General features: G+C 62.4%; 25 protein-coding genes. 10 read left to right on the top strand and 15 right to left on the bottom strand.

What is annotated here, in order from left to right:
* Window positions 1–38 precede the first annotated feature (38 nt).
* Together NKH01_RS05110 and NKH01_RS05105 are read right to left on the bottom strand one after the other, a co-directional pair.
* Complete coding sequence (locus tag NKH01_RS05110; RefSeq protein WP_023716945.1) at window positions 39–767, bottom strand: DsbA family protein; 729 nt, start codon at window positions 765–767, stop codon at window positions 39–41.
* 129 nt (window positions 768–896) lie between these two features.
* Window positions 897–1,397, bottom strand: coding sequence for a DUF721 domain-containing protein (locus NKH01_RS05105; RefSeq protein ID WP_023716944.1), 501 nt, complete (start codon window positions 1,395–1,397; stop codon window positions 897–899).
* A gap of 56 nt (window positions 1,398–1,453) precedes the next feature.
* Here NKH01_RS05105 and mutY point away from each other — a divergent pair, with 56 nt between their 5' ends.
* Together mutY and NKH01_RS05095 are read left to right on the top strand one after the other, a co-directional pair.
* A complete protein-coding gene (gene mutY, locus NKH01_RS05100; protein ID WP_353019270.1) occupies window positions 1,454–2,566 on the top strand; it encodes an A/G-specific adenine glycosylase in 1,113 nt (370 codons plus the stop codon).
* An 11-nt stretch (window positions 2,567–2,577) separates the two neighbouring features.
* Window positions 2,578–3,189: an HAD family hydrolase gene (locus NKH01_RS05095; protein WP_352851217.1), complete on the top strand. Its 612-nt coding sequence runs from the start codon at window positions 2,578–2,580 to the stop codon at window positions 3,187–3,189.
* 65 nt (window positions 3,190–3,254) lie between these two features.
* On the opposite strand, the gene NKH01_RS05090 is transcribed toward NKH01_RS05095, so the two are convergent.
* Window positions 3,255–4,388 (bottom strand): site-specific DNA-methyltransferase, encoded by a 1,134-nt coding sequence (locus tag NKH01_RS05090; protein WP_023716941.1) that lies wholly within the window; start codon window positions 4,386–4,388, stop codon window positions 3,255–3,257.
* A gap of 180 nt (window positions 4,389–4,568) precedes the next feature.
* On the opposite strand from NKH01_RS05090, the gene NKH01_RS05085 reads away from it, so the two are divergent.
* Window positions 4,569–5,258 carry an HAD family hydrolase gene (locus NKH01_RS05085; protein ID WP_352639125.1) on the top strand — a complete coding sequence of 230 codons (690 nt, stop codon included), beginning with the start codon at window positions 4,569–4,571 and terminating at the stop codon, window positions 5,256–5,258.
* A 38-nt stretch (window positions 5,259–5,296) separates the two neighbouring features.
* Here the strand turns inward: NKH01_RS05085 and NKH01_RS05080 are convergent, their stop codons facing one another.
* Window positions 5,297–6,001: a hypothetical protein gene (locus NKH01_RS05080; protein WP_352639123.1), complete on the bottom strand. Its 705-nt coding sequence runs from the start codon at window positions 5,999–6,001 to the stop codon at window positions 5,297–5,299.
* 128 nt (window positions 6,002–6,129) lie between these two features.
* On the opposite strand from NKH01_RS05080, the gene thrC reads away from it, so the two are divergent.
* From thrC to NKH01_RS05060, 4 genes are read left to right on the top strand one after another with little or no spacing between them, the layout of a single operon-like run.
* Window positions 6,130–7,527 (top strand): threonine synthase, encoded by a 1,398-nt coding sequence (gene thrC, locus NKH01_RS05075; RefSeq protein WP_353010210.1) that lies wholly within the window; start codon window positions 6,130–6,132, stop codon window positions 7,525–7,527.
* Between the two features lie 14 nt (window positions 7,528–7,541).
* Entirely contained in the window at window positions 7,542–8,834 is a 1,293-nt protein-coding gene (locus NKH01_RS05070; protein ID WP_023716937.1) for a M16 family metallopeptidase, read from the top strand.
* A 15-nt stretch (window positions 8,835–8,849) separates the two neighbouring features.
* The gene (locus NKH01_RS05065) at window positions 8,850–9,446 is read left to right on the top strand and encodes a GNAT family N-acetyltransferase (protein WP_023716936.1); all 597 of its coding nucleotides are present in this window, start codon (window positions 8,850–8,852) and stop codon (window positions 9,444–9,446) included.
* A 2-nt stretch (window positions 9,447–9,448) separates the two neighbouring features.
* Window positions 9,449–12,337, top strand: coding sequence for an EAL domain-containing protein (locus tag NKH01_RS05060; protein ID WP_023716935.1), 2,889 nt, complete (start codon window positions 9,449–9,451; stop codon window positions 12,335–12,337).
* 23 nt (window positions 12,338–12,360) lie between these two features.
* Here NKH01_RS05060 and NKH01_RS05055 read toward each other — a convergent pair whose 3' ends face one another.
* Window positions 12,361–12,969: a YqgE/AlgH family protein gene (locus NKH01_RS05055; protein WP_023716934.1), complete on the bottom strand. Its 609-nt coding sequence runs from the start codon at window positions 12,967–12,969 to the stop codon at window positions 12,361–12,363.
* A gap of 147 nt (window positions 12,970–13,116) precedes the next feature.
* On the opposite strand from NKH01_RS05055, the gene NKH01_RS05050 reads away from it, so the two are divergent.
* From NKH01_RS05050 to NKH01_RS05040, 3 genes are all read left to right on the top strand, one after another.
* On the top strand, window positions 13,117–13,923 hold the full coding sequence (locus NKH01_RS05050; protein WP_023716933.1) for a protein-disulfide reductase DsbD domain-containing protein: 807 nt from the start codon (window positions 13,117–13,119) through the stop codon (window positions 13,921–13,923).
* A gap of 83 nt (window positions 13,924–14,006) precedes the next feature.
* The gene (locus NKH01_RS05045) at window positions 14,007–14,507 is read left to right on the top strand and encodes a peroxiredoxin (protein WP_353019264.1); all 501 of its coding nucleotides are present in this window, start codon (window positions 14,007–14,009) and stop codon (window positions 14,505–14,507) included.
* Window positions 14,508–14,653: 146 nt separating this feature from the next.
* Window positions 14,654–15,133: a DUF2938 domain-containing protein gene (locus tag NKH01_RS05040; RefSeq protein WP_352483706.1), complete on the top strand. Its 480-nt coding sequence runs from the start codon at window positions 14,654–14,656 to the stop codon at window positions 15,131–15,133.
* A 5-nt stretch (window positions 15,134–15,138) separates the two neighbouring features.
* On the opposite strand, the gene NKH01_RS05035 is transcribed toward NKH01_RS05040, so the two are convergent.
* From NKH01_RS05035 to NKH01_RS04990, 10 genes are all read right to left on the bottom strand, one after another.
* Window positions 15,139–15,732 carry a histidine phosphatase family protein gene (locus tag NKH01_RS05035; RefSeq protein WP_352639232.1) on the bottom strand — a complete coding sequence of 198 codons (594 nt, stop codon included), beginning with the start codon at window positions 15,730–15,732 and terminating at the stop codon, window positions 15,139–15,141.
* Window positions 15,733–15,774: 42 nt separating this feature from the next.
* The gene (gene rnhA, locus NKH01_RS05030; protein ID WP_352483707.1) at window positions 15,775–16,302 is read right to left on the bottom strand and encodes a ribonuclease HI; all 528 of its coding nucleotides are present in this window, start codon (window positions 16,300–16,302) and stop codon (window positions 15,775–15,777) included.
* Window positions 16,299–17,261, bottom strand: coding sequence for a homoserine kinase (locus NKH01_RS05025; protein WP_023716928.1), 963 nt, complete (start codon window positions 17,259–17,261; stop codon window positions 16,299–16,301). Before NKH01_RS05025 ends, rnhA begins: the two co-directional genes overlap by 4 nt.
* A 5-nt stretch (window positions 17,262–17,266) precedes the next feature.
* Window positions 17,267–18,271, bottom strand: coding sequence for a 4-hydroxy-3-methylbut-2-enyl diphosphate reductase (gene ispH / locus NKH01_RS05020; protein WP_353019261.1), 1,005 nt, complete (start codon window positions 18,269–18,271; stop codon window positions 17,267–17,269).
* Between the two features lie 107 nt (window positions 18,272–18,378).
* A complete protein-coding gene (locus tag NKH01_RS05015) occupies window positions 18,379–19,134 on the bottom strand; it encodes an SURF1 family protein (RefSeq protein WP_352895029.1) in 756 nt (251 codons plus the stop codon).
* The gene (locus tag NKH01_RS05010; protein WP_023716925.1) at window positions 19,131–19,517 is read right to left on the bottom strand and encodes a DUF983 domain-containing protein; all 387 of its coding nucleotides are present in this window, start codon (window positions 19,515–19,517) and stop codon (window positions 19,131–19,133) included. The genes NKH01_RS05015 and NKH01_RS05010 overlap by 4 nt, the downstream gene beginning before the upstream one ends.
* 111 nt (window positions 19,518–19,628) lie before the next feature.
* Window positions 19,629–20,510: a cytochrome c oxidase subunit 3 gene (locus NKH01_RS05005; RefSeq protein WP_023716924.1), complete on the bottom strand. Its 882-nt coding sequence runs from the start codon at window positions 20,508–20,510 to the stop codon at window positions 19,629–19,631.
* 1 nt (window position 20,511) lies between these two features.
* The gene (locus NKH01_RS05000) at window positions 20,512–21,144 is read right to left on the bottom strand and encodes a cytochrome c oxidase assembly protein (protein WP_353019258.1); all 633 of its coding nucleotides are present in this window, start codon (window positions 21,142–21,144) and stop codon (window positions 20,512–20,514) included.
* 7 nt (window positions 21,145–21,151) lie between these two features.
* Window positions 21,152–21,319, bottom strand: a complete 168-nt coding sequence (locus tag NKH01_RS04995) for a cytochrome c oxidase system small membrane protein (protein ID WP_023716922.1) — start codon at window positions 21,317–21,319, stop codon at window positions 21,152–21,154.
* The gene (locus tag NKH01_RS04990; RefSeq protein ID WP_352483710.1) at window positions 21,316–22,260 is read right to left on the bottom strand and encodes a heme o synthase; all 945 of its coding nucleotides are present in this window, start codon (window positions 22,258–22,260) and stop codon (window positions 21,316–21,318) included. The genes NKH01_RS04995 and NKH01_RS04990 overlap by 4 nt, the downstream gene beginning before the upstream one ends.
* Window positions 22,261–22,270 lie beyond the last annotated feature (10 nt).

Below are 22,270 nucleotides of genomic sequence, written 5' to 3'. Positions count from 1 at the left end.
GCACGCCGAAGCGCAGCCGCTTCGGCGCTGCCAAAACGTCAGAGCAGAGGGTCGATGATGGCCGACATTTCCGCAATCGACATCGCCCCTTTGTAGGTCTTTCCGTTGATGAAAAAGGTCGGTGTGGAATCGACCTTGAATTCGTCGGCGCCGCGCTTCTGGACGGATCTCACATCGTCCAGAAGTTTCTGGTCCGTCAAGCAGGCCTCGAAGGACTCCTGTGTAAAACCGGCAAGCTTGGCGATTTGCAGCAGTGCGTCCTTGGTATTGTTCACACCAACCCAGTTCGCCTGCTGCCTGAACAGCACGTCGACCATCGGGAAATAGTTGTCCTTGGAGCAGCGCGCCAGCATGAAACCGGCCTCGGCGCTGGGGTCGAACGGAAATTCGCGTAGGATGTAGCGGGCCTTGCCGGTGTCGATATATTTCGTCTTCAGCTCCGGGAAAGTGGTCTCGGCGAAATGCGCGCAATGTGGGCAGGTCATCGATGCATATTCAACGATGGTGACCTTTGCGTCGTCCTTGCCGAGCTGCATGTCGGGCAGCGCGCCGGGCTTCAACAAGGCTGCCATATCCACCGTGCCCTGAGCTTCAGGCGCTTTGGCGGCGGCTGGAGCGGCCGGCTTCGCAGGTTCCGCCGGAGCCGCAGGCTTCACATCCTGCGCCTCGGCTTTCTCGCCGGAATCGCTGCAGGCGGCAAGCAGCGCCACCGCTGGTATGGCGGCGAGCGACGACAAGAGATTTCTGCGGGACAAGGAACGGATCATACGAATCACCTGGCAATAGTTGGATTTTGCAATGCAAAGGCTACAAAAAGCGAGAGTTGGCGCGAATTAAGGCATTGCCACCCCTATTCCAATCGGCAAATTCGAGCATGCCATCACGATAGCGCGAGATTACGGCTTCCTTTGGCCTAGAATGGTGGCGCCAAGCCGCTCCAGCGAGGCGCGCAGCCCGTCGTCCTCGATCAAACCGACAGTGCCCGACAGCTTCGCCTTCTCGGCCACGGTCAGCGGCCGCAAAATGGGTTTCGGCTTTTCCTTGCCAGTCATTACCGGTTTCTGCACGATCCTGATCCGGCCGATCGCATTGAAGCCGAGAAACGCATTGACCCGGTTGATGATCTCGCCGGTCTCGTGCTGCAGATGCAGTGCCGCCACACCCTCGCAGGCAATCACCAGCACCGCCGGCTCGAACGGATCGTCCTCGTGCATGCGGCGTGGCCACTGGATCTTTTCCGGGCGCGAGCGGCCGGCAAGCCGCGGCCCGGCAATCTCTTCCCACGACTGAACCAGCCCGATCGACATGCCGGCCCGCTTGCGCAGCACCGGGTCGAGGATCTCGGTTGCGAGATCGCTCACCGGAACGGGATTGCCGAAGGGCCTTTTCCCTGCCATGTGCGTTCTCCAGTCACCAGCTTCAGCACCAGTGGATTAGGGCCGACCCTCGATCAATGGCACCGCACGACCAGACCCGCAAGGCCGTATCCGGAGACAATGGCGAGATCGCGTTCCGGCTGCTTGGCTGGTACGACGCGCATCACCGCGACCTGCCCTGGCGCGTTCCGCCGCGCGCGCTGGCAGGCGGCGCGCAGCCCGATCCCTATCTGGTCTGGCTTTCCGAGGTGATGCTGCAGCAAACCACGGTCGAGGCGGTAAAATCCTATTTCCGGGCGTTCGTGCAGAAGTGGCCAACTGTCGAGGCACTGGCGGCGGCACCGATCGAAGACGTCATGAAGGCCTGGGCCGGGCTCGGCTATTATTCTCGCGCCCGCAACCTCAAGGCTTGCGCCGATCTCGTCGCGCGGCTAGGCGGCCGCTTTCCGGACAGTGAGACCGGCTTGAAGGAACTGCCCGGTATCGGCGCCTATACGGCAGCGGCGATCGCGGCGATCGCCTTCGACCGACCAGCCGCGGTCGTCGACGGCAATGTCGAACGGGTCGTCTCACGGCTGTTTTCGATCGCCACGCCGCTGGGCGAAGCCAAGGGCGAGATACGCAGCCACGTCGAGCACATGGTTCCCGGGACAAGGCCCGGCGACTTCGCGCAGGCGATGATGGACCTGGGCGCGACGATCTGCACGCCGCGCCGGCCCCGCTGCATGCTTTGCCCCGTCAGGCAGGATTGCAGCGCCACAATCTCGGGCGATCCCGAGCGCTTTCCGGTCCGCCTGCCCAAGGCCGAGAAACCCTTGCGCCGCGGCGCCGCTTTCGTCGCCGTCAGGGGCGACGGCGCCGTGCTTTTGCGCAAGCGCGTCGAAAAAGGCCTGCTGGGCGGCATGACCGAAGTGCCGACGACCGGCTGGACCGCGCGCATCGACGGCGCCACAACGGAAGCGGCAGCCCCGTTCCCCGGCGACTGGCGGCAGGCCGGACGCATCGGCCATGTCTTTACCCATTTTGCGCTCGAACTCGACGTGTTCAAGGCGGAGACCGACAGCGCCGCCCCGCCCGGGCATTTCTGGTCGCTGGCCCATGAAATTTCCGGGGAAGCGCTGCCGAGCGTCATGAAAAAGGTAATCGAAGCGGCGATACCGGGCGCGACGAAGAAGCAGCGGCCGCATTGAAAGAGAGAAGAATGTCCGAAATCCGCCACATCGTTTTCGACATCGGCAAAGTGCTGATCCACTATGATCCGAACCTGCCCTTCAGCCGCTTGATCCCCGATCCAGACGAACGGAAATGGTTCTTCGACAATGTCTGCACGCATGACTGGAACATCGAGCAGGACCGCGGCCGGACCTGGGAAGAGGCAGAGACGCTACTGATCGCCCAGTACCCGGATCACGAACAGAATATCCGCAATTTCCGCCGCCATTGGCACGAAATGGCACCGCATGCCTATGATGACAGCGTAGCCATCATGGAGCGCCTGATCGACACGGGCCACGATGTGACGCTGCTGACCAACTGGGCTGACGATACGTTCCGCGAAGCGCGCGACCGCTTTCCGTTCCTGGAGCGCCCGCGCGGCATCACCGTGTCAGCCGAGATCGGGCTAATCAAGCCGGATCGCGCCATCTATGATCACCACGTCACCGCGTTCGGCCTCGAACCGTCAGCCACGCTATTCATCGACGACAGCCAGAAAAATGTCGACGGCGCCAAGGCGGCCGGCTGGCAGTCGGTGCTGTTCACCGATGCAAAGACGCTCAGGGCGGACCTTGCGCGTCTTGGGATCAAGGTGTGATTTGAATCGCTTCCAGGGACTGGCTGAGCCTTCGCATTAACTGATCTGTCGCAACTCAGAAACCGTCAGGCCCCTGCCCGTTCCATGCCTAGCCGCGCAATGCGGCGAAGCTCGTCAATCGGGGTCAGGCCTCCGCTGCGCTCATAATGCCAGAAGGTCCATCCGTTGCAGGCGTCCAGCCCCTGTACCTCAGCGCCGATCTTGTGGATCGACCCGGCACTGTCGCCGATCGCCAGCGTGCCGTCGGCACGCACCTTGGCCGCCCAACGCTTCTTGGCGTCATAGAGCGTAGCGCCGGGTGCCACCAGGCCATTGTCGAGCAGCGTGACGAAGGCAACGCGCGGCTCGGCGCGCTTGCCGGTCAGCACTGTCAAATTGGCGCCGTCCAGCGGCCGGACCGCATCGATGCGTTCCATGGCGGCATCGATATAGGCTTGCTCACGCTCGATGCCGACGAAGTGGCGGCCAAGCCGTTTGGCCACCGCACCGGTGGTTCCTGAACCGAAGAAGGGATCGAGCACGATGTCGCCGGGCCTGGTCGATGCCGTCATGACGCGGGCAAGCAACGCTTCCGGCTTCTGCGTCGGATGCAATTTGTCGCCATTGTCGTTCTTCAGGCGCTCGCCGCCGGTGCAGATCGGAAACAGCCAGTCGGAGCGCATCTGAATGTCGTCGTTCGATGCCTTCAGCGCCTCGTAGTTGAAGGTGTAACCTTTGCCCTTCTGGTCGCGCGATGCCCAGATCATCGTCTCATGCGCGTTCTGGAAGCGACGGCCACGGAAATTGGGCATTGGATTGGTCTTGCGCCAGACGACGTCATTGAGGATCCAGAAGCCCAGGTCCTGCATCTTGGCGCCGACCCTGAAAATATTGTGGTAGGAGCCGATGACCCAGATCGTGCCGTTGGGCTTCAACACGCGGCGCGCCGCCAGCAGCCAGGCGCGGGTGAAGGCGTCGTAGGCCTCAAAACTGTCGAACTGGTCCCAATGGTCGTCGACGGCATCGACCTTGGATTGGTCGGGCCGGTGCAGATCGCCATCGAGCTGCAGATTGTAAGGCGGATCGGCAAAGATCACGTCGATCGATTTTTCCGGCAGCCGTTCCAGCGCGGCGACGCAGTCGCCCTTCAGGATCGTATCCAGCCACTCGGATTGCTGGGGAGCATCGGAAAGCTCGTCGAGAAGACGCACGGCAGACATTATGACACCCAAGGCACGCGTTACTGTTTACTGTCCGTTATGGTTACCGATCAGCGTAAATATTCAGTGAAGCATACTGCCGAATTTGCGAAGCCCGGCCTGTTGGTGTATGCCGCGCCGCCTGAGCCGTTTGGACCAAAGGCCTCTTGGCATTCCCTTCATCCCGCTTTCCGGATCACCATGCCCCAGCCAGACCTTGTCATCTTCGATTGCGACGGCGTGCTCGTCGATTCCGAAATCATCGCCGCACGCATCGATGCCGAGCTTTTGACCTCGGCCGGCTATGAGATATCGGCGGAGGAGATTTCCGAGGTCTATGCCGGGCTGACTTTCAAGGACATCATGATGCGGGTCGAGGAAAAGTCCCGGATCCCGTTCCAGGCCTCCCTGATCGACAAGGAGGAACAGCTGGTCGATCGCCGGCTGCGCAGCGACGTGCGTGCCATCGACGGGGCGCACGAGGCTGTCGCCGCGGTAACGGTGCCGCGCTGCGTCTGTTCGAATTCGCGTTCGGAGCGGATCGAATTCATGCTGGAGAAGGTGCAGCTTTTGCCGTTCTTTGCCGGCCGTATCTTTTCGTCGCTGGAAACGCCGACCGGGAAAACCAAGCCGGCGCCGGACGTGTTCCGGTTCGCCGCGGAAAAGCTCAAGGCCGATCCTGCGAACACCTTCGTCATCGAGGATTCCGTGCATGGCGTCACCGGCGCCAAGACGGCGGGAATGCGCGTCATCGGCTTCACCGGCGCGGCGCACAGCTATCCCGGCCACGCCGATGCGCTGACCGAAGCCGGTGCCGAAACGGTCATCCGCCGCTGGGCGGAACTGAAAAGCGTGATCGCCGCGCTGTCGGAATGGTCGGCGGACGCCTGAGAGGCCGCCTCCAACCGCCGTGGCGCGAATGCACCGGCTCAGTTGGTCGCGGCGGCTTTCTTCTTCTTCGGCTTGTCCGACGCCCCTTTCGGAGCGCCCTCGTCATACCCGGCAAATGCCTGGTAGTCCCGCGCCGTCGGCTCCGGAACGACGACGTTGGAATCGGTGAAGACGAACTGCGTGGCACTCGAGGGATCGGTAACCTGGACCTGATAGGAGTGAAGCTGCGAATAGAGAACTTCGGTGCCGTGCATCACCGCGATACGGATCGGCATGGTGATGGTACCGGGGGCGAACATCGGACCAGGCACGACCTTGCCGGCAACGGCTATCTTCATCGACAAGGAGCCGTTGGCGCGGCTGCAGTCGCGGGTCACATCGGTGATCGAAGCCTGATAGATGATCTTGGCGGAATCGTCCGGCTGATCGACGCCTGCCGCGTCCGCTGCCGGCTGGGCGGCTTGGGCATCCTCGGCGGCAACATCGGTTTTTTTCTTCGGCTTCGGACCGCTCTTGGCGTAGATATTGAAGAAGGCGGTGCCGTCACGCAACGTCACTTTCGGGCAATAGGCCTGCAGCTGGCTGGAAAGCACCTTGGGGTCGGGTGGCGGTGGTGGCGTCGTATCCTTCTTGCCGAAGCCGAGAATGCCATTGTCGCTCGATTGGCAGCCTGCGGCAGCAAGCATAAAGCCGGTGAGCGCCAGACCCGCGACAAAACGACCGTTGAATGAATGAAACGCCATGAACTGCACTTCCCTCTCGCAAAGCCGGTGACGTATATCAACCGCGCGGCAAAAATGCGACTGAGCCAGCGCAGAAATCCACCACCTTACGGCGGGCGAAGATTCCCGGCAGCAATGGAAACGTGACGATGCAATATGTGAGTACCCGCGGGGAAGCGCCCGCGCTTGGATTCTCCGACGCGGTGCTGGCCGGGCTGGCCCGCGACGGCGGGCTCTATCTGCCGAGCGCCTGGCCGCATTTTTCCGCAGCAGAGGTCCGCGCCATGCGCGGCCTTGCCTATCCCGATCTTGCAATCCGCGTGCTGTCGCCGTTCCTCGGTGGCGAGATCGCGGCGCCGGTGTTCGAACGGCTGGTGCGCGAAGCCTACGCGACCTTCCGCCATGGGGCCGTCTGCCCGCTGGTGCAGAGCGGGCCGAACAGCTTCGTGCTCGAGCTGTTCCACGGCCCGACGCTCGCGTTCAAAGACGTGGCGATGCAGCTTCTCGCGCGGCTGATGGACCATGTGCTGGCCGAGCGCGACCAGCGCGCCACCATTGTCGGCGCCACCTCCGGCGACACCGGAGGGGCCGCCATCGATGCCTTTGCCGGGCGCAACCGCACCGACATCTTCGTGCTTTTCCCGCACGGCCGCGTCTCGCCGGTGCAGCAGCGGCAGATGACGACCTCGACCGCCGCAAACGTCCACGCATTGGCGATCGAAGGCAATTTCGACGACTGCCAGGGCCTGGTGAAGGACATGTTCAACGACCACGGTTTTCGCGACCGGGTGTCGCTATCCGGCGTCAATTCGATCAATTGGGCCCGCATCATGGCCCAGATCGTCTATTATTTCTCCTCCGCGCTGTCGCTTGGCGCGCCCGACAGGCCGGTTTCCTTCACGGTGCCGACCGGCAATTTCGGCGACATTTTCGCCGGCTACGCAGCCAAGAAGATGGGATTGCCGATCGAGCGGCTGATCATCGCCACGAACGACAACGATATTCTGGCGCGCACGCTGGCGACCGGCGAATACCGCATGAAAGGGGTCTTTTCGACCACGTCGCCCTCGATGGACATCCAGGTGTCTTCGAACTTCGAACGCTTGCTGTTCGAGGCGTCCGGCCGCGATGCCTCGACCGTGCGGCGCTACATGGACGGGCTCAAGCAGTCCGGCGCCTTCACCATCGAGGCCGGCGAAATCGCCAAGATCCGCTCCGAATTCGACGCCGGCCGCGCCACCATGGGCGAGGTCGCCGCCACAATCCGCACCACACTTGCGGCGAGTGGCTATCTGCTCGACCCGCATACCGCCGCAGCCGTGCATGTGGCCACTGGCAAAGCCGCCGGTGAGGTGCCAATGGTGGTGCTGGGCACTGCGCACCCGGCAAAGTTTCCGGCGGCCGTCGAAGCCGCCAGCGGCGTGTCGCCTGCCCTCCCCGCATGGCTGGGCGGGTTGATGAGCGCCGAGGAAAAATACACGGTACTTCCATCCGACCTGAAAATGGTGGAAGATTATGTCGGCCGCCACACGCGGGCGGCGCGTTAGGGAGTAATTGCCATATGGGTGTTGAGGTAAGCCGTCTGTCGAACGGCCTGACAGTCGCCACCGAAACCCTTCCAAGCCTCGAATCTGTTGCCCTTGGTGCCTGGGTCAAGTCGGGCGCACGCAACGAGCGTGACGAAGAGCACGGAATGGCGCATTTGCTCGAGCACATGGCTTTCAAGGGCACCAGGCGGCGAAGCGCCTTCGAGATCGCCTCGGAGATCGAGGACGTCGGCGGCGAGATCAATGCCGCGACCAGCGTCGAGACGACCTCCTATTATGCAAGGGTTCTGAGCGACGATGTGCCGCTGGCGGTCGATATCCTTTCCGACATCCTGCAGGACTCCGAATTCGATCCGCAGGAGCTGGAGCGCGAACAGCATGTGATTCTGCAGGAGATCGGCGCCGCGCACGATACGCCCGACGATGTCGTTTTCGATCACTTTACCGAGACCGCCTTCCGCCACCAGACTATCGGCCGCTCGATTCTCGGCACGCCGGAAACCGTCAAATCCTTCACTTCGAAGCAACTGCACGACTTCATCGAACGGCAGTACGGCGCCGAGAACATGGTGATGGTGGCAGCCGGCGACATCAAGCACGACGATTTCGTGCGCGAGGTCGAAAAGCGTCTCGGCGGCTTCCGCGGCAAGGCCGACGGCACCATCCCGCAATATGCGCAATATGTCGGCGGCGATTTTCGCGAAGACCGCGACCTGATGGACGCCCAGATCGTGCTGGGTTTCGAGGGCCGTGCCTATCACGTCCGCGATTTCTATGCCTCTCAGGTCCTGTCGATGATCCTCGGCGGCGGCATGTCGTCGCGGCTTTTCCAGGAAGTCCGCGAAAAACGCGGCCTGTGCTATTCGGTCTATGCCTTCCATTGGGGTTTTTCCGACACCGGCGTCTTCGGGGTCCATGCGGCAACCGGACAAAGCGATATCGCCGAGCTGGTGCCTGTGATCATCGACGAGCTGCAAAAGGCCGGCGAAAACATCCTGCAGGAGGAGCTCGACCGGGCGCGTGCCCAATACCGCGCCGGGCTGATCATGTCGGCCGAGAGCCCGGCCAGCCGCGCCTCGCAGATCGCCAGGCAGTTGCTTCTGTTCGGCAGGCCGATCGCCAAGGAAGAGCTGATGGAGCGGCTGTCGGCGCTGACGGTCAAGCGGCTGACGGATCTGTCGTCGCGGCTTTTTTCGACGAAGCCGACGCTTACAGCCGTCGGGCCGGTGGGTACGCTCGCGCCCTATGAAGCGATCCTCGATTCGCTTTCGGGCTCGCAGACCACTGCCCGTAAGCTTGCCGTCTAAGCTTATTCGAGCGTCGTGTTCGCGCTCCCTTTCTTTCGCCGCGACCTGCCGGCACTGAAGGGCGACCTTGTCACACTGCGTGTGCCGCTGACCAACGACTATCGCGAGTGGTCGGTGCTGCGCGGCGAAAGCCGCGCCTTCCTTGAGCCGTGGGAGCCGCGATGGACCCCTGACGAGCTCGACCGCACCGCATGGCGGCATCGTATCGGCCGCTACCGCGAGGACTATGCGCAGGGGACGGCGATCGCCTTCTTCATCTTCGAGAAAAGCAGCGGCAAGCTTGCCGGCGGTATCACCCTCGGCAATATCCGCCACGGGGTCGCCCAAAGCGGCCATATCGGCTACTGGATCGGCGAGCGCTTCAGCGGACGCGGCCTGATGACCGATGCCGTCAAGGTGGTGACGCGTTTCGCCTTCGAAACGCTACGGTTGCACCGGATCGAAGCTGCCTGTATCCCCGATAACGCCCGGTCGATCCGCGTGCTTGAAAAAGCCGGATTCCGGCGCGAAGGACTGCTACGATCCTATCTCAGGATCAACGGCATCTGGCAGGACCATTACCTATACGCCCGAATCGCGGACGATCCGCCGGGCGTTGGAACAAAGGGCTGATTTTGACGAATTTTCTGCGCAACGGGTCGCTGCTTGCCCTTATGCTGGCGGCAATCGTCACGCTCTGCGCGGCATCCTCGGCGTTTGCGGTCGAACCGATCAAGATTGCCCGCGACGACGTGGCGCTCGACCTTTCGGGTGCCGTTGAAATCTACCGCAACCAGGGCGAGAATTTCCAGGTCTCAACGGCACCCGGCCCGGACGGCATCGTGCGGCGAATCGAGGTCGAGGCCAATGACGCGCGCTCGACCGGCGACTGGGCGGTGTTCGCGCTCGCCAATACCACCGACCAGCAGCTCGACAGGCTGATTGTCGCACCGCATTTCCGGCTGGTGAATTCCGGCCTGTTCTGGCCGGATCTCGGCTCGACCCGTATCGCCGCGATCACGCCCAGCGAAGGCTTTGCGCTCGACCGCCAGACCAGCCCAGACGCCGACGTGTTCCGGGTGACGCTGAACCCCGGAACGGTGATTACCTTCATCGCCGAGCTCGCCTCGCCCAAGCTGCCGCAGGTCTATCTGTGGGACCCCGAATCCTACAAGGACTCGGTCAATTCCTACACGCTGTTTCGTGGCATCGTCATCGGCATCGCCGGCCTGCTGGCGCTGTTCCTGACCATTCTTTTCGTCGTCAAGGGGACCTCGATGTTCCCGGCGACGGCGGCCCTAGCCTGGGCGGTGCTTGCCTATATCTGCGTCGATTTCGGCTTTCTCAACAAGATCATAGAAATATCCCCGGGCAATGAGCAGATGTGGCGCGCCGGAACGGAGGTGGCGCTTGCGGCGACCTTCGTGGTGTTCCTGTTTGCCTATCTCAACCTCAACCGGTGGCACGGCCATTTCAGCTACGGCGCACTGGTCTGGATCCTCGGGCTGGTGCTGATCGCCGGCGTTGCCATCGTCGATCCGGCGGTTGCCGCCGGCATTGCCAGGCTGTCCTTCGCAGCCACCGCGCTGACCGGGCTCGGCCTGATCATCTTCCTCGGTATACGCGGTTACGACCGCGCCATCATGCTGGTGCCCAGTTGGGTGATGGTTCTGCTGTGGCTATGCGGATCGTGGATGGCAATCACCGGCATGCTGGACAACGATATCGCCCAGCCGGCGCTCGGCGGTGGGCTGATCCTCATCATCCTGCTGATCGGCTTCACCGTGATGCAGCACGCTTTTGCCGGCGGCGCCCTGCATCAGGGCCTGTTCTCCGACCTCGAGCGGCAGGCGTTGGCGGTTGCCGGATCGGGCGATACTGTGTGGGACTGGGACGTGCTGCGCGACCGCGTCGTCACTCGTCCCGACGTCAGCATTCAGCTCGGCCTTGCGCCCAACAGCCTCGGCGGCCCTGCCCGCAACTGGCTGCCGGTGCTGCATGCCGACGACCGCGACACGTTTCGCACGACGCTCGACGTGGTGCTCGAGCACCGGCGCGGCCGGGTGTCGCAAAACTTCCGCCTGCGCGGCGCCGACGGGCACTATCACTGGTTTTCGCTGCGTGCCCGGCCGGTGATCGGCTCGGACGGCGAGGTCATCCGCTGCGTCGGCACCATGGTCGACGTGACGGAGCAGAAGAAATCCGAGGAACGGCTGCTGCACGACGCCGTGCACGACAATCTGACCGGCTTGCCCAACCGCGAGCTGTTCATGAACCGGCTGGAGGCGATCATCTCGATCGCCCGTACCGAAGAGAAGGTGCGCCCGACCGTCTTCGTCATCGACATCGACCGCTTCAAGCAGGTCAATGACGGGCTCGGCATCTCGGCCGGCGATACCATCCTTTTGACCATCGCGCGGCGGCTGCACCGGCTGCTCAAGCCGAAGGATTCGCTGTCGCGATTTGCCGGCGACCAGTTCGCGCTGATGCTTTTGTCGGAGCAGGATCCGGCTCGCATCGCGGCCATTGCCGATGCCATCAAGCACGCCATCAACAACCCGATCACCTTCGCCAAGCGCGAGATCGTGCTGACCGCCTCGATCGGGCTGATCACCTGGACCTCCACGCAGACCTCGGCTGAGGACATGGTCAAGGACGCCGAGCTTGCCATGCATCAAGCCAAGCGCTTCGGCGGCGACAGGATCGAGCCGTTCCGGCCAGCCTTCCGCACCGTCGGCACCGACCGGCTGCAGTTCGAGTCCGATCTGCGCCGCGCTATCGAACGACGCGAATTCACGCTTGCCTATCAGCCAATCGTGCGGCTGGAGGACGGCAGCGTTGCCGGCTTCGAAGCGCTGCTGCGCTGGGACCATCCGCGTCGCGGCATGATCCCGCCGGCGGATTTCATCCCGGTCGCCGAAAACTGCGGCCTGATCGTGCAGCTTGGCCTGTTTGCCATGCAACAGGCTGCCGAAGACCTAGCAGGATGGCAAAAGCAGATCGGCGATGCGCCGCTGTCGGTCTCGGTCAATCTGTCCAGCCGTCAGCTCATCCGCCGCGACCTGGTCAGCGACGTCCGCTCGGTGATCGCGCGGGCCAATCTGAAACCGCGCTGCTTCCGGCTCGAACTCACCGAATCGCTGGTGATGGACAATCCCGAGCAGACCGCCCATGTGCTGACCAAGCTGAAGCAGCTTGGCATCGGCCTGTCGCTGGACGATTTCGGCACCGGCTATTCATCGCTGGCCTATCTGACACGCTTTCCGTTCGACACCATCAAGATCGACAAGAGCTTCGTCGACGACGCGACGCCGAAACGCGCGGTGCTGCTCAAATCCATGGTCAACATGGCGCATGAACTCGGCCTGTCGGTTGTCGCCGAAGGCATTTCGGACGAGAGCGATGCGCTGGAGTTGCGGCAGATGGGCTGCGAATACGTGCAGAGTTTCATGTTCGGAGCGCCGATGCCGGGCGACCAGGTGCTGAAGACGCTGAAGGAACAGTATCCGCTCACTCAGGCGTGACAAATTTCGGGACGTAATGAGGTTCAGGCGTGACCGGCAGCCAGGCTGAGATGCGCGAGATCGATGCCGATCGAGGCAAGGATCCGGTCGTATTTGCGGTCGATGTCGGCGTCGAACAGAAGCTCGGCACTAGCCGGGCAAGTCAGCCAGCCATTCTCGACGATCTCGTTTTCAAGCTGACCCGCACCCCAGCCGGCATAGCCGAGCGCCATCAGAGCCCGCCGGGGTCCGCGGCCGGAGGAGATGGCGCGCAATATGTCGACGGTCGCAGTCAGGCAGACGTCGTCGGACACGGCGAGCGAGGATTCCACCCGGTAGTCGCCCGAATGCAGGACGAAGCCGCGGCTGCGATCCACCGGTCCGCCATTGCGCACGACGAAGTCGCGCGCCGGCGGCGGCAGGCGAATTGCCTCCAGTTCGTTCATGATGCCGAGTTGCACGAGCAGGTCCGGAAACAGCATCTGCTGCGTCTGGTTGATGATCAACCCCATCGCGCCTTCGTCGCTGTGCGCGCAAATGTAGATGACGGAGCGCGTGAAGCGGTCGTCCTTCATGCCGGGCATGGCAATCAGGAACTGGTCGTCGAGAAAGCCGGGTCCTGCGGCCGTCTTTTTATGACGCAACAAATCCATGACCACAGCGTAACGCGTTTCCAGGGCGCCGAAAAGATGGGCGGCGCCCGATTTGATCAGGCTCTTAAGTCAAAGGTCACGCAAATATGATGCCGGCGGCGTCATGAAATCATTGTGCGGCCATCAATAGACGATCAAATCATTGCCATGCAAAGCTTGAAAATCCTGCTGCTTGGCGTGGCCATTGGGTCGGCGACCTGCCTCCCCGCCTCAGCCTCCTCGTCGGCCTGGTACAATAGCGAAGGCGGCCGGGTGCGGCTGGTGACGAGCGGCAAAGCCGACGAGGCCGGGCGTCTCCAAGGTGTCCTCGACATTGCGCTGAAGCCAGGCTGGAAGACCTATTGGCGCGATCCGGGCGATGCGGGCGTGCCGCCACAGATCGACATCTCGGCCAGCACCAACATTGCCGACGCGACGCTTTCGTTTCCGCCGCCGCAGCGCCACGATGACGGCTATGGCAAATGGGCCGGCTACGACCACCCGGTTTCATTGCCGGTGACGTTCACGCTTGCTGCACCCGGCCAGCCGGCCGTCATCGATGCGGACATCTTCCTCGGCATTTGCGAAACCATCTGCATCCCGGTGCAGACAAGGCTGACCATCGATCCCGGCGCCGATCCCGACAACGCCGAGGATGCGGCACTGGTCAAGGCAGGCCTTGCAACTCTGCCCGCCACGGCAACGCCCGATTTCGGAATAAACGTACTGCCGGGCGATCACGAAACCCTGATTGTCGAAGCGAGCTTTCCGGGCACTCCCGAGGCCGCCGACTTCTTCGTTGCCGGCGAACGCGACTACATGTTCGGTGCCCCGACCCGCAGCGAAAAGGATGGCAAGCTGATCTTTACGGTGCCGATCCTCGACAGGCCGTCGACAACGCCAACCGATGGCGGCCTTCACTACACACTGACAAGTGCCGCTGGCGCGGTCGAAGGCCTGCTGCCTTTTCCGTGATGCCAACGTCTGGACGGTTGCCGGGCGCGCCTTAGTTCGCTATCGCAAGGACACTCCCTTTCCATTCTCAAGCGAGGACCATCATGACGATCTCCGTTGGCGACAAACTGCCGGGTGCGACCTTCAAGACAATGACCGCCGACGGTGCAAAGCCGATCACGACGGGCGAGATATTCTCAGGAAAGACGGTCGTGCTGTTTGGCGTTCCAGGCGCTTTCACGCCGACCTGCAGCAATAATCACCTGCCGGGCTACCTGGATAATTACGACGCCATCCTGGCGCGCGGCGTCGACACTATCGTCGTCGTCTCGGTCAACGATGTTCACGTCATGGGAGCCTGGGCTCGCTTCAGCGGCGGTGAAGGCAAAATACTTTATCTTGCCGATGGCAATGGCGATTTCGCCAAATCGGTCGGCCTCGACGCCGACCTCTCCAGCGGCGGCATGGGGCTGCGCTCGAGGCGTTTTTCGATGATCGTCGATGACGGCAAGGTCACCGCACTCAATGTCGAGACAAAGCCCGGCGTCGACGAGTCCGGTGCGGCTCACATTCTCGGACAGCTTTCCGTCTTGGCGACAGCCTAGGCCAGGGATGACAAAGGGCGCCTTCGAGCGCTACGCGTTCAAAGGATGCCGCCTTTTCATCGGCGCATGATCCTTCCGAAAGCCGACCCGGTTTTCGGGGCCATGCGTCGGCGCTTCGGGACTGCTTGCTTTTGGGGACCTCGGTTATGTCTGACATCTTTTGGCGCGCTGTCGCGATCGGTATCGGCGCAACCGCGCTTATGGATATCTGGGCGATTTTCCTGAACAAGGCGTTTGCTCAGCCGCGGCCGAACTGGGGGCTGGTCGGCCGCTGGGTCTGGCATCTCAGGGAAGGCAAGGTCTTCCATGACGACATTGGCGAGGCCTCGCCCTATGCGCATGAATCTGCACTTGGCTGGGCCTTTCATTATGCTGTCGGCATCGTCTACGGCATCATACTGGTCGTGCTGGCCGGAACGGCCTGGCTCACCGCGCCGACCTTCCTGCCGGCCTTTATCCTCGGCATCGTCACCGTCGGCGCCGGTTGGTTTCTGCTGGCGCCCGGCATGGGTGCCGGCTGGGCCGCTTCGAAGCGCCCCAATCCAATGCAGGTCCGCGCCCTCAATCTGGTGTCGCACACGGTGTTCGCGCTCGGACTGTTCGGCACCGCCCTGCTCATCCGATAGCCAAGTCAGCCGTCGCGGCGCTGCGCCGGCCTGTCGATCGGCTGCCATCCATGGATAACGCGACGCGCACCGGTATCGTATGCGAAGTAGTTCCCGCCGCCCGCTGGCTGATCCGCCTCGCGGCTGATTTCCCGACCGCTCAAAGAGAGCAGCAGGAGCGTTCCGACACCTCCGTGACCTATGAATGCGACGTCGACAGCGGCGTCGGTGCCTAGCACAGTGTCTACCTCGCTTAGAATACGACGCTGGGCATCGATAGCTCGCTCCCATCCACGAATGCTGCTGTTTGGATTGGCGAAGAATTGGTCGGCGACCGCTTCGAACTCGGAAGGCGGCAGGAAACCGGTTGCCGATCGGTCATTCTCATGCATCCCTTCCCTCACCTCGATCGCAAGGCGGAGATGCCTTCCGAGTATCTCGGCGGTTTCTATCGCCTTGCGTTCACCCGATGACACGATCCGCCGAATCGACCCAACCCACGGCTGATCGAGCATTGCCGATGTTCTCGCTCGCCCGACGTCGGATAGTCCCCATTCCGCCACTGGAACGTTGGCATCGACCTGAACCTGGGGATGCGTGATGTAGTATGCGATCGGCATGATAGAGCTCTTCCTGCCAGAGAGCGGACCCGCAGCCGGAATTCAATAGCTTTGGGTCGAGCGCCGCGCCTTTGTGGTCGTCGGCTGCTTTGACTGCGAACCTGGTACTGGTGCCACAGTCTTGACGAGCCCTTTCTTGAATGGCGCCATGCCGAGCCGCGCCAATTCGTCGGCGCGCTCGTTCTCGGGATGGCCGGCATGGCCCTTGACCCAATGCCAGGTGACCTGATGGCGGTTACGCGCTGCATCGAGCTGCTGCCACAGCTCGGCATTCTTCACCGGCTGCCTGGCGGCCGTCTTCCAGCCGTTGCGCTTCCAGCCGTCGATCCAGCTGAAAATACCGTCCTTGACATAGTTGCTGTCGGTATAAAGATCGACGGCGCAGGGCTCCTTGAGCGCATTAAGCGCCGAGATGGCCGCCAACAGTTCCATACGGTTGTTGGTGGTGGCAGCCTCGCCGCCCGACAGTTCTTTCGTGACACCGTTGAAGCGCAAGACCGCGCCCCAGCCGCCAGGCCCGGGATTGCCCGAACAGGCACCATCGGTGAAGATTTCAACGCGCTTGGTCATGTTAGTCCATATTCGGAAGGAGAGTTGATCGCCCGATGGAAGCGCATCCGGCGGATATATTCGGTCGGGTCGCGTTTCATCACAAGCCCGCCGTCCGGGACCGTCAGCCAGTCGTAGAGCCGGGTCAGCATGAAGCGCAGCGCCGAACCGCGCGCCAGCATCGGCAGCGCCGCTTTCTCGTCGCTGCTCAGCGGCCGCACGCTTTGGTAGCCGGCAAGCAACGCCGTGCCCTTGGTCAGATTGAAGGAAAAATCCTTCTCGAAGCACCAGGCATTGAGGCACGTGGCAACATCATAAGCGTAGAGGTCGTTGCAGGCGAAATAGAAGTCGATCAGCCCGGACAGTTTCTCGCCGAGGAAGAATACATTGTCCGGGAAAAGATCGGCATGGATGATGCCCTGCGGCAGACCGTTCGGCCAGTTCCGCTCGAAATCGGCGAAATCGGCATCGACCTCGGCCGCCAATCCCGGCTCGACCTCATCGGCGCGGGCGTGGGCGGCGTTCCACAGCTTGCGCCAGCCATCGATGGCAAGGGCGTTGGGGCGGGTCATCGGGAAATCCGCGCCGGCGAGATGCAGTGCCGCCAGAGCCTTGCCGACCTCGCCGCAATGCCCAGCTGTCGGCCGCCGCAGCGATAGACCCTCAAGGAAGGTGATGATGACCGCCGGCCGGCCGGCAAGCGTTCCGATCACACCGCCATCCTGCGCGGTGACCGGGAGCGGGCACGAAATGCCCTTTCTGGCGAGGTGGGCCATGAGGCCCAGAAAGAACGGCAGGTCAGCCTTGTCGACGCGCTTCTCGTAAAGCGTCAGTATGTAGGAGCCGCTGCTGGTGTGCAGCAGAAAATTCGAATTTTCGGTGCCTTCGGCGATGCCCTTGTAGGACAAGAGATCGCCGACCGGATAGTTCCTGAGGAACGCGCCGAGCTCGCCCTCATTGACGTCGGTGTAGACCGCCATCGTTGCTACGCAGCCCCGTTGACGAAGGCCATGTCGGCTGCCGTCAGTTCGACATCGCGCAACACCCGCATCACCGGAAAATCCTCCGTCTCCGTCGCCGTCACGGCCAACTCGATGGTTACGTCGAAGCGCTGCCGGAAGGCATCGACAATCTCGTCGACGATGATCTCCGGCGCCGAGGCGCCCGCCGACAGGCCGAGTGTCGAGATGCCGGCAATGTCATTCCACGGAATTTCGGAGGCGCGCTGCACGAGAAGCGACATCGAGGCGCCAGCGCGCTCGGCCACTTCGACAAGGCGTCGCGAGTTGGAGGAGTTGGGCGCACCGACGACCAGGAAAAGATCGGCGCCGGCTGCTGTTTCCTTGACCGCCTCCTGGCGATTGGTGGTGGCATAGCAGATCGATTCCGCCGCCGGCGCGTGCAGCTCGGGAAAACGTTGCTGCAGGGCGCGGATGATGCCGGCAGTGTCCTCGACCGACAGCGTCGTCTGGGTGACGAAACCGAGCGCTTGCGGGTCTGCGGGCCCGAAGCTTGCGGCGTCGGCTTCGGTCTCGATCAGAGTGACCGCGCCGTCCGGCAACTGGCCCATTGTGCCGATCACCTCCGGATGCCCGGCATGACCGATCAAAAGCACGTGGCGCCCAAGCCGCTGATGGCGCATTGCCTGCTTGTGGACCTTCGAGACCAGCGGGCAAGTCGCATCGAGATAGAAGAGGTTGCGGGACTGGGCGTCGGCCGGTACCGATTTCGGCACGCCATGCGCCGAAAAGACAACGGGGCTCTGGCGATGCTCGGGCGGGATCTCGGAGAGCTCCTCGATGAACACCGCGCCGAGACTTTGCAGCCCTTCGACGACGTAGCGGTTGTGCACGATCTCGTGGCGGACATAAACCGGCGCGCCATATTTCTTGAGTGCCAGCACGACGATCTGGATGGCACGGTCGACGCCCGCACAGAAACCGCGCGGCTGGCAGAGCCGGATGGTCAGCGGTGGCTTTGTCTGAAGCATGATTGCATCTTACGCTGATTGTAGGCCGGTTGATCGGACTATGACTTCTGAGCTCAAGGCGCGAAATGAGGTGTGCGGCCCTGCCCTGTCAAGGGTAGTGGCGGCGATCATTGGTCTTTCGCCGGGCGGCGGAGCCAGGAGATCAGGACACCGGCAAGGGCGACGGCAAGGCCGTACCAGGTTATCGCATATTGCAGATGGCTGTTCGGCAGGTCGATGACGGTGACGCCGCCGACCGGCAACCCGCCGGGGTTGGCCGCCGCGTTCGCATCGATGAAGATCGGCACCAGCACCGCACCTGCCGGCAGGCCGGCGCTCGAGGCCATCGCGTCACGATCTTTCCAGTAGAAGATGTTCTTCTGTGGGTCATTGTCTGGAAGCATCATCGAGGGCTTGGCCGGCAGCGGGTTGCGGGCGAGCCCCGTCACCGTCACTTTGCCCGTCACCTGCCCCTGCGGCCGCTTGGCGGGGCCCTTGAAATCGTAGGGCACGAAGCCGCGGTTGATCAGCACGAAACGGCCATCGTCGAGCTGCAGCGGCGTGAACACATCGAAGCCGGACTGGCCTTCCCAGGTGGCGAGGAAATGCCGTTCGCCTTGATGCAGGAAAGTGCCGGTCACTATCACCGGCGTGTAGTCCACGTCGCCGGTGGCAGCAAACCGCTTTTCGACCTCGGCCAATGGCACAGGCGCCGAATGCGTGCGCTGGTCGATCGTCTGGAGAAGGCCCTCTTTCCAGTGCAGGCGCTGAACCTGCCAGGTGCCGAGTGCCAGCAGGATCAAAAATACGACGATACCCAGGCCGAGCGCCAATGCGCGTTTCGGCCTCGACCGGCCGGCCACCAAACCTGATGCCTCGCTCATTCGCCGCGGTCCAGCCGGCCCTCGGCCGCCTTGTTGCGGTATTGCAGCGTCAGCAGCACGCCCTTGATCAGCCTGAGCGCCGCCAGGCAAAGCACCAGCGTCAGCGGAATCCACAGCAACAGATGCAGCCAGAGCGGCGGATTGAGCGTCACCTCCATCCACAGCGCCAGGCCGACGACGATGAAGCCGATGATCAGAATAACGAACACCGCCGGCCCGTCGCCGGCATCGGCGAAGGAATAATCGAGGCCGCAATTGGTACAGCGATCGCCGACGGTGAGGAACCCGGAGAACAGCTTGCCCTCGCCACAGCGGGGGCAGCGGCCATGCAGGCCGGCCGAGATCGGATCGATTGGTGGCCAGATCGCCTTGTCGTCGCTCATGGGGTCATCCTAGGAGCATTTGCCGCAAAAGATAAGGCGGCCACGTCGCCGCAGCCGCCTTGTCTATTTCCTCGGCCCCATTTTCCTCGGGCCCATTTCCTCGGGCCAATGTCAGTGCGGTTCGATCATTGCGCCGTTCGATGCCCAGACATAGATCGAGGCAAACAGGAATAGCCACACCACGTCGACGAAATGCCAGTACCAGGCGGCGGCCTCGAAGCCGAAATGCTGCTTGGGCGTGAAGTCGCCCTTCATGGCGCGGATCAGGCAGACCAGCAGGAAGATAGTGCCGATGATGACGTGGAAACCATGGAAGCCGGTCGCCATGAAGAAGGTGGCGCCGTAGATCGAATCCCTGAAGCCGAACGGCGCATGCATGTACTCGTAGGCCTGCACCATGGTGAACAGCATGCCGAGGCCGACGGTCAGCACCAAGCCATTGATCAGCCCTTTGCGGTCGCCGTGGATGAGCGAGTGGTGCGCCCAGGTCACCGTGGTGCCCGACAGGAGCAAGATGACGGTGTTGTAAAGCGGCAGATGGAAAGGGTCGAGAACTTCGAGGCCCTTGGGCGGCCAGACGCCGCCGGTGAAGGCGGTACGGGCATACTGATGGACCTCGCCGGGGAACAGGCTGGCGTCGAAGAAGGCCCAGAACCAGGCGACGAAGAACATCACCTCGGAGGCGATGAACATGATCATGCCGTAGCGCAGATGCAGCGACACGACACGAGTGTGGTGTCCCTCATGCGCTTCCTTGATCGTATCAGACCACCAGGCGAACATCGTGTAGATGACGATCAGCAGGCCGATGAAGAACAACCATGGATTGGCGATGTTGAAACCGAAGATGGGGAAATCGCCGCCCTTGAGATATTGCATGTAACAGACGCCGCCGATCGCGGTCACCAGCGCCCCGACGGAGCCCAGGAAAGGCCATGGGCTCGGGTCGACGAGGTGGTAGTCATGTTGTGGTTTTGCGTGTGCGTCTGCCATATCAACCCCCGAGGCTTGCTTCGGTATCTGAACTCTTGTTGCGGCGGCCGTCGGCCGGCACCGATGATGCGACCGGCTTGGTCTTGTCGACCGGGAACATCGTATAGGACAGGGTAATCGTCCTCAAATCCTTCAGTTCCGGCGCGTTGACGATGTCGGGATCGACATAGAACACGACCGGCATGTCCAACGTCTCGCCCGGCTTCAGCGTCGTGTCGGTGAAGCAGAAACACTCGACCTTGTTGAAGTAAGGTCCGGCCAGTTCAGGCTGTACATTGAAGGTGGCGCGTCCGGTGATGGGCCGGCTGAATTTGTTGGTCGCGCTGAAATGCGCCTCGGCTGTTTCGCCGATCTTGATGGTGATCGAGCGGGCGACCGGCTGGAATTGCCAGGGAATGCCGACGGTGTTGGCATCGAAGCGGATGGTGATGTCACGGTCGAGCACCCGATCGGCATATTGCTGGGTCGCCCGTTTAACGGTGCCGCTGTAGCCTGTCGCCTGGCAGAACATCGCGTAGAGCGGCACTGCGGCATAGGCCATGCCGATCATGCCGCCGAAGAACGCGATGCAGACGCCGGCGACGACGCGGTTCGTATTCTTCTTCGTAGGATCGGTGACTGTTTGCCTGGTCATGTTCAGCTCACATCGAACCGGTGACGCTGTGACCAAATTTCACGATGGTCGCGACGTAGAATATGACGACCAGCGCCGCCAGCGCGAAGCCGATTGCGGCCGAGCGATTGCGGCGGGCCTTCTGCTGACGGTCGGTCAGCGTGACCAGTTCAAGCTTCTTTTCGGCCATGCTCATGCTCCACCGATGGTCAGCGCGCGCGCGACGACGCAATCGCCAAGGTAGGCGGCGAAGATGGCGAAGAGATAGAGCAGCGAATAGCCGAACAGGGCCTTGGCCGGCTTCATCGCCCGGTCGTCATCGGCCATTTGCAGCACCTTCCACGCATACCAGACGAAGCCGGCGCCGAGCAGCAATGCAACGACGCCATAGGCTGGCGTGGTGAAGCCGAGAACCCATGGCAGCACGCCAACCGGTGCGAGGACCAGCGCATAGGCAAAGATCTGGCGTCTGGTCGAAGCCTGGCCGGCGACATTCGGCATCATCGGAATGCCTGCCTTGGCATAGTCCTCCGACTTGAAGAGCGCGAGCGCCCAGAAATGCGGCGGCGTCCACAGGAAGATGATCAGGAACAGCACCAAGCTTTCGAGGCTGACCGATCCGGTTACCGCCGCCCAGCCGATGACCGGCGGAATGGCACCGGCAGCACCGCCGATGACAATGTTCTGTGGCGTCCAGCGCTTCAGCCACATCGTGTAGATGACGGCATAGAAAAAGATGGTGAAGGCCAGAAGCGATGCGGCCAACCAGTTGACCAGCACGCCGAGCGTCATCACCGACAGAACCGACAGCACCAGCCCGAAGCTCAATGCCTCGCCAGGCCGTATGCGGCCGGCCGGCACGGGACGGCCGGCGGTGCGCGTCATCACCGCATCGATGTCTGCGTCATACCACATGTTGAGCGCACCGGACGCGCCGGCACCAATGGCAATAGCCAGGATCGCGATCACCGCCAGCAGCGGATTGATGGTCACCGGGGCGGCGACCATGCCGACAAACGCTGTGAACACCACCAGCGACATGACGCGCGGCTTCAGCAGGGCGAAGAAATCGCCCGCCGTCGCTTCCGACATGCGGAAGCCCGGCTCGTCAATCAGTCTGTCTTCGGCAAGGGCCATGCGTACTTAG

Origin of the sequence: Mesorhizobium sp. M1403 (assembly GCF_040317695.1) — a bacterium.
Classification (GTDB): Bacteria; Pseudomonadota; Alphaproteobacteria; order Rhizobiales; family Rhizobiaceae; genus Mesorhizobium.
The sequence above is the reverse complement of the archived record's forward strand: the minus strand, read 5'-3'. Positions and strand labels throughout refer to the sequence as shown.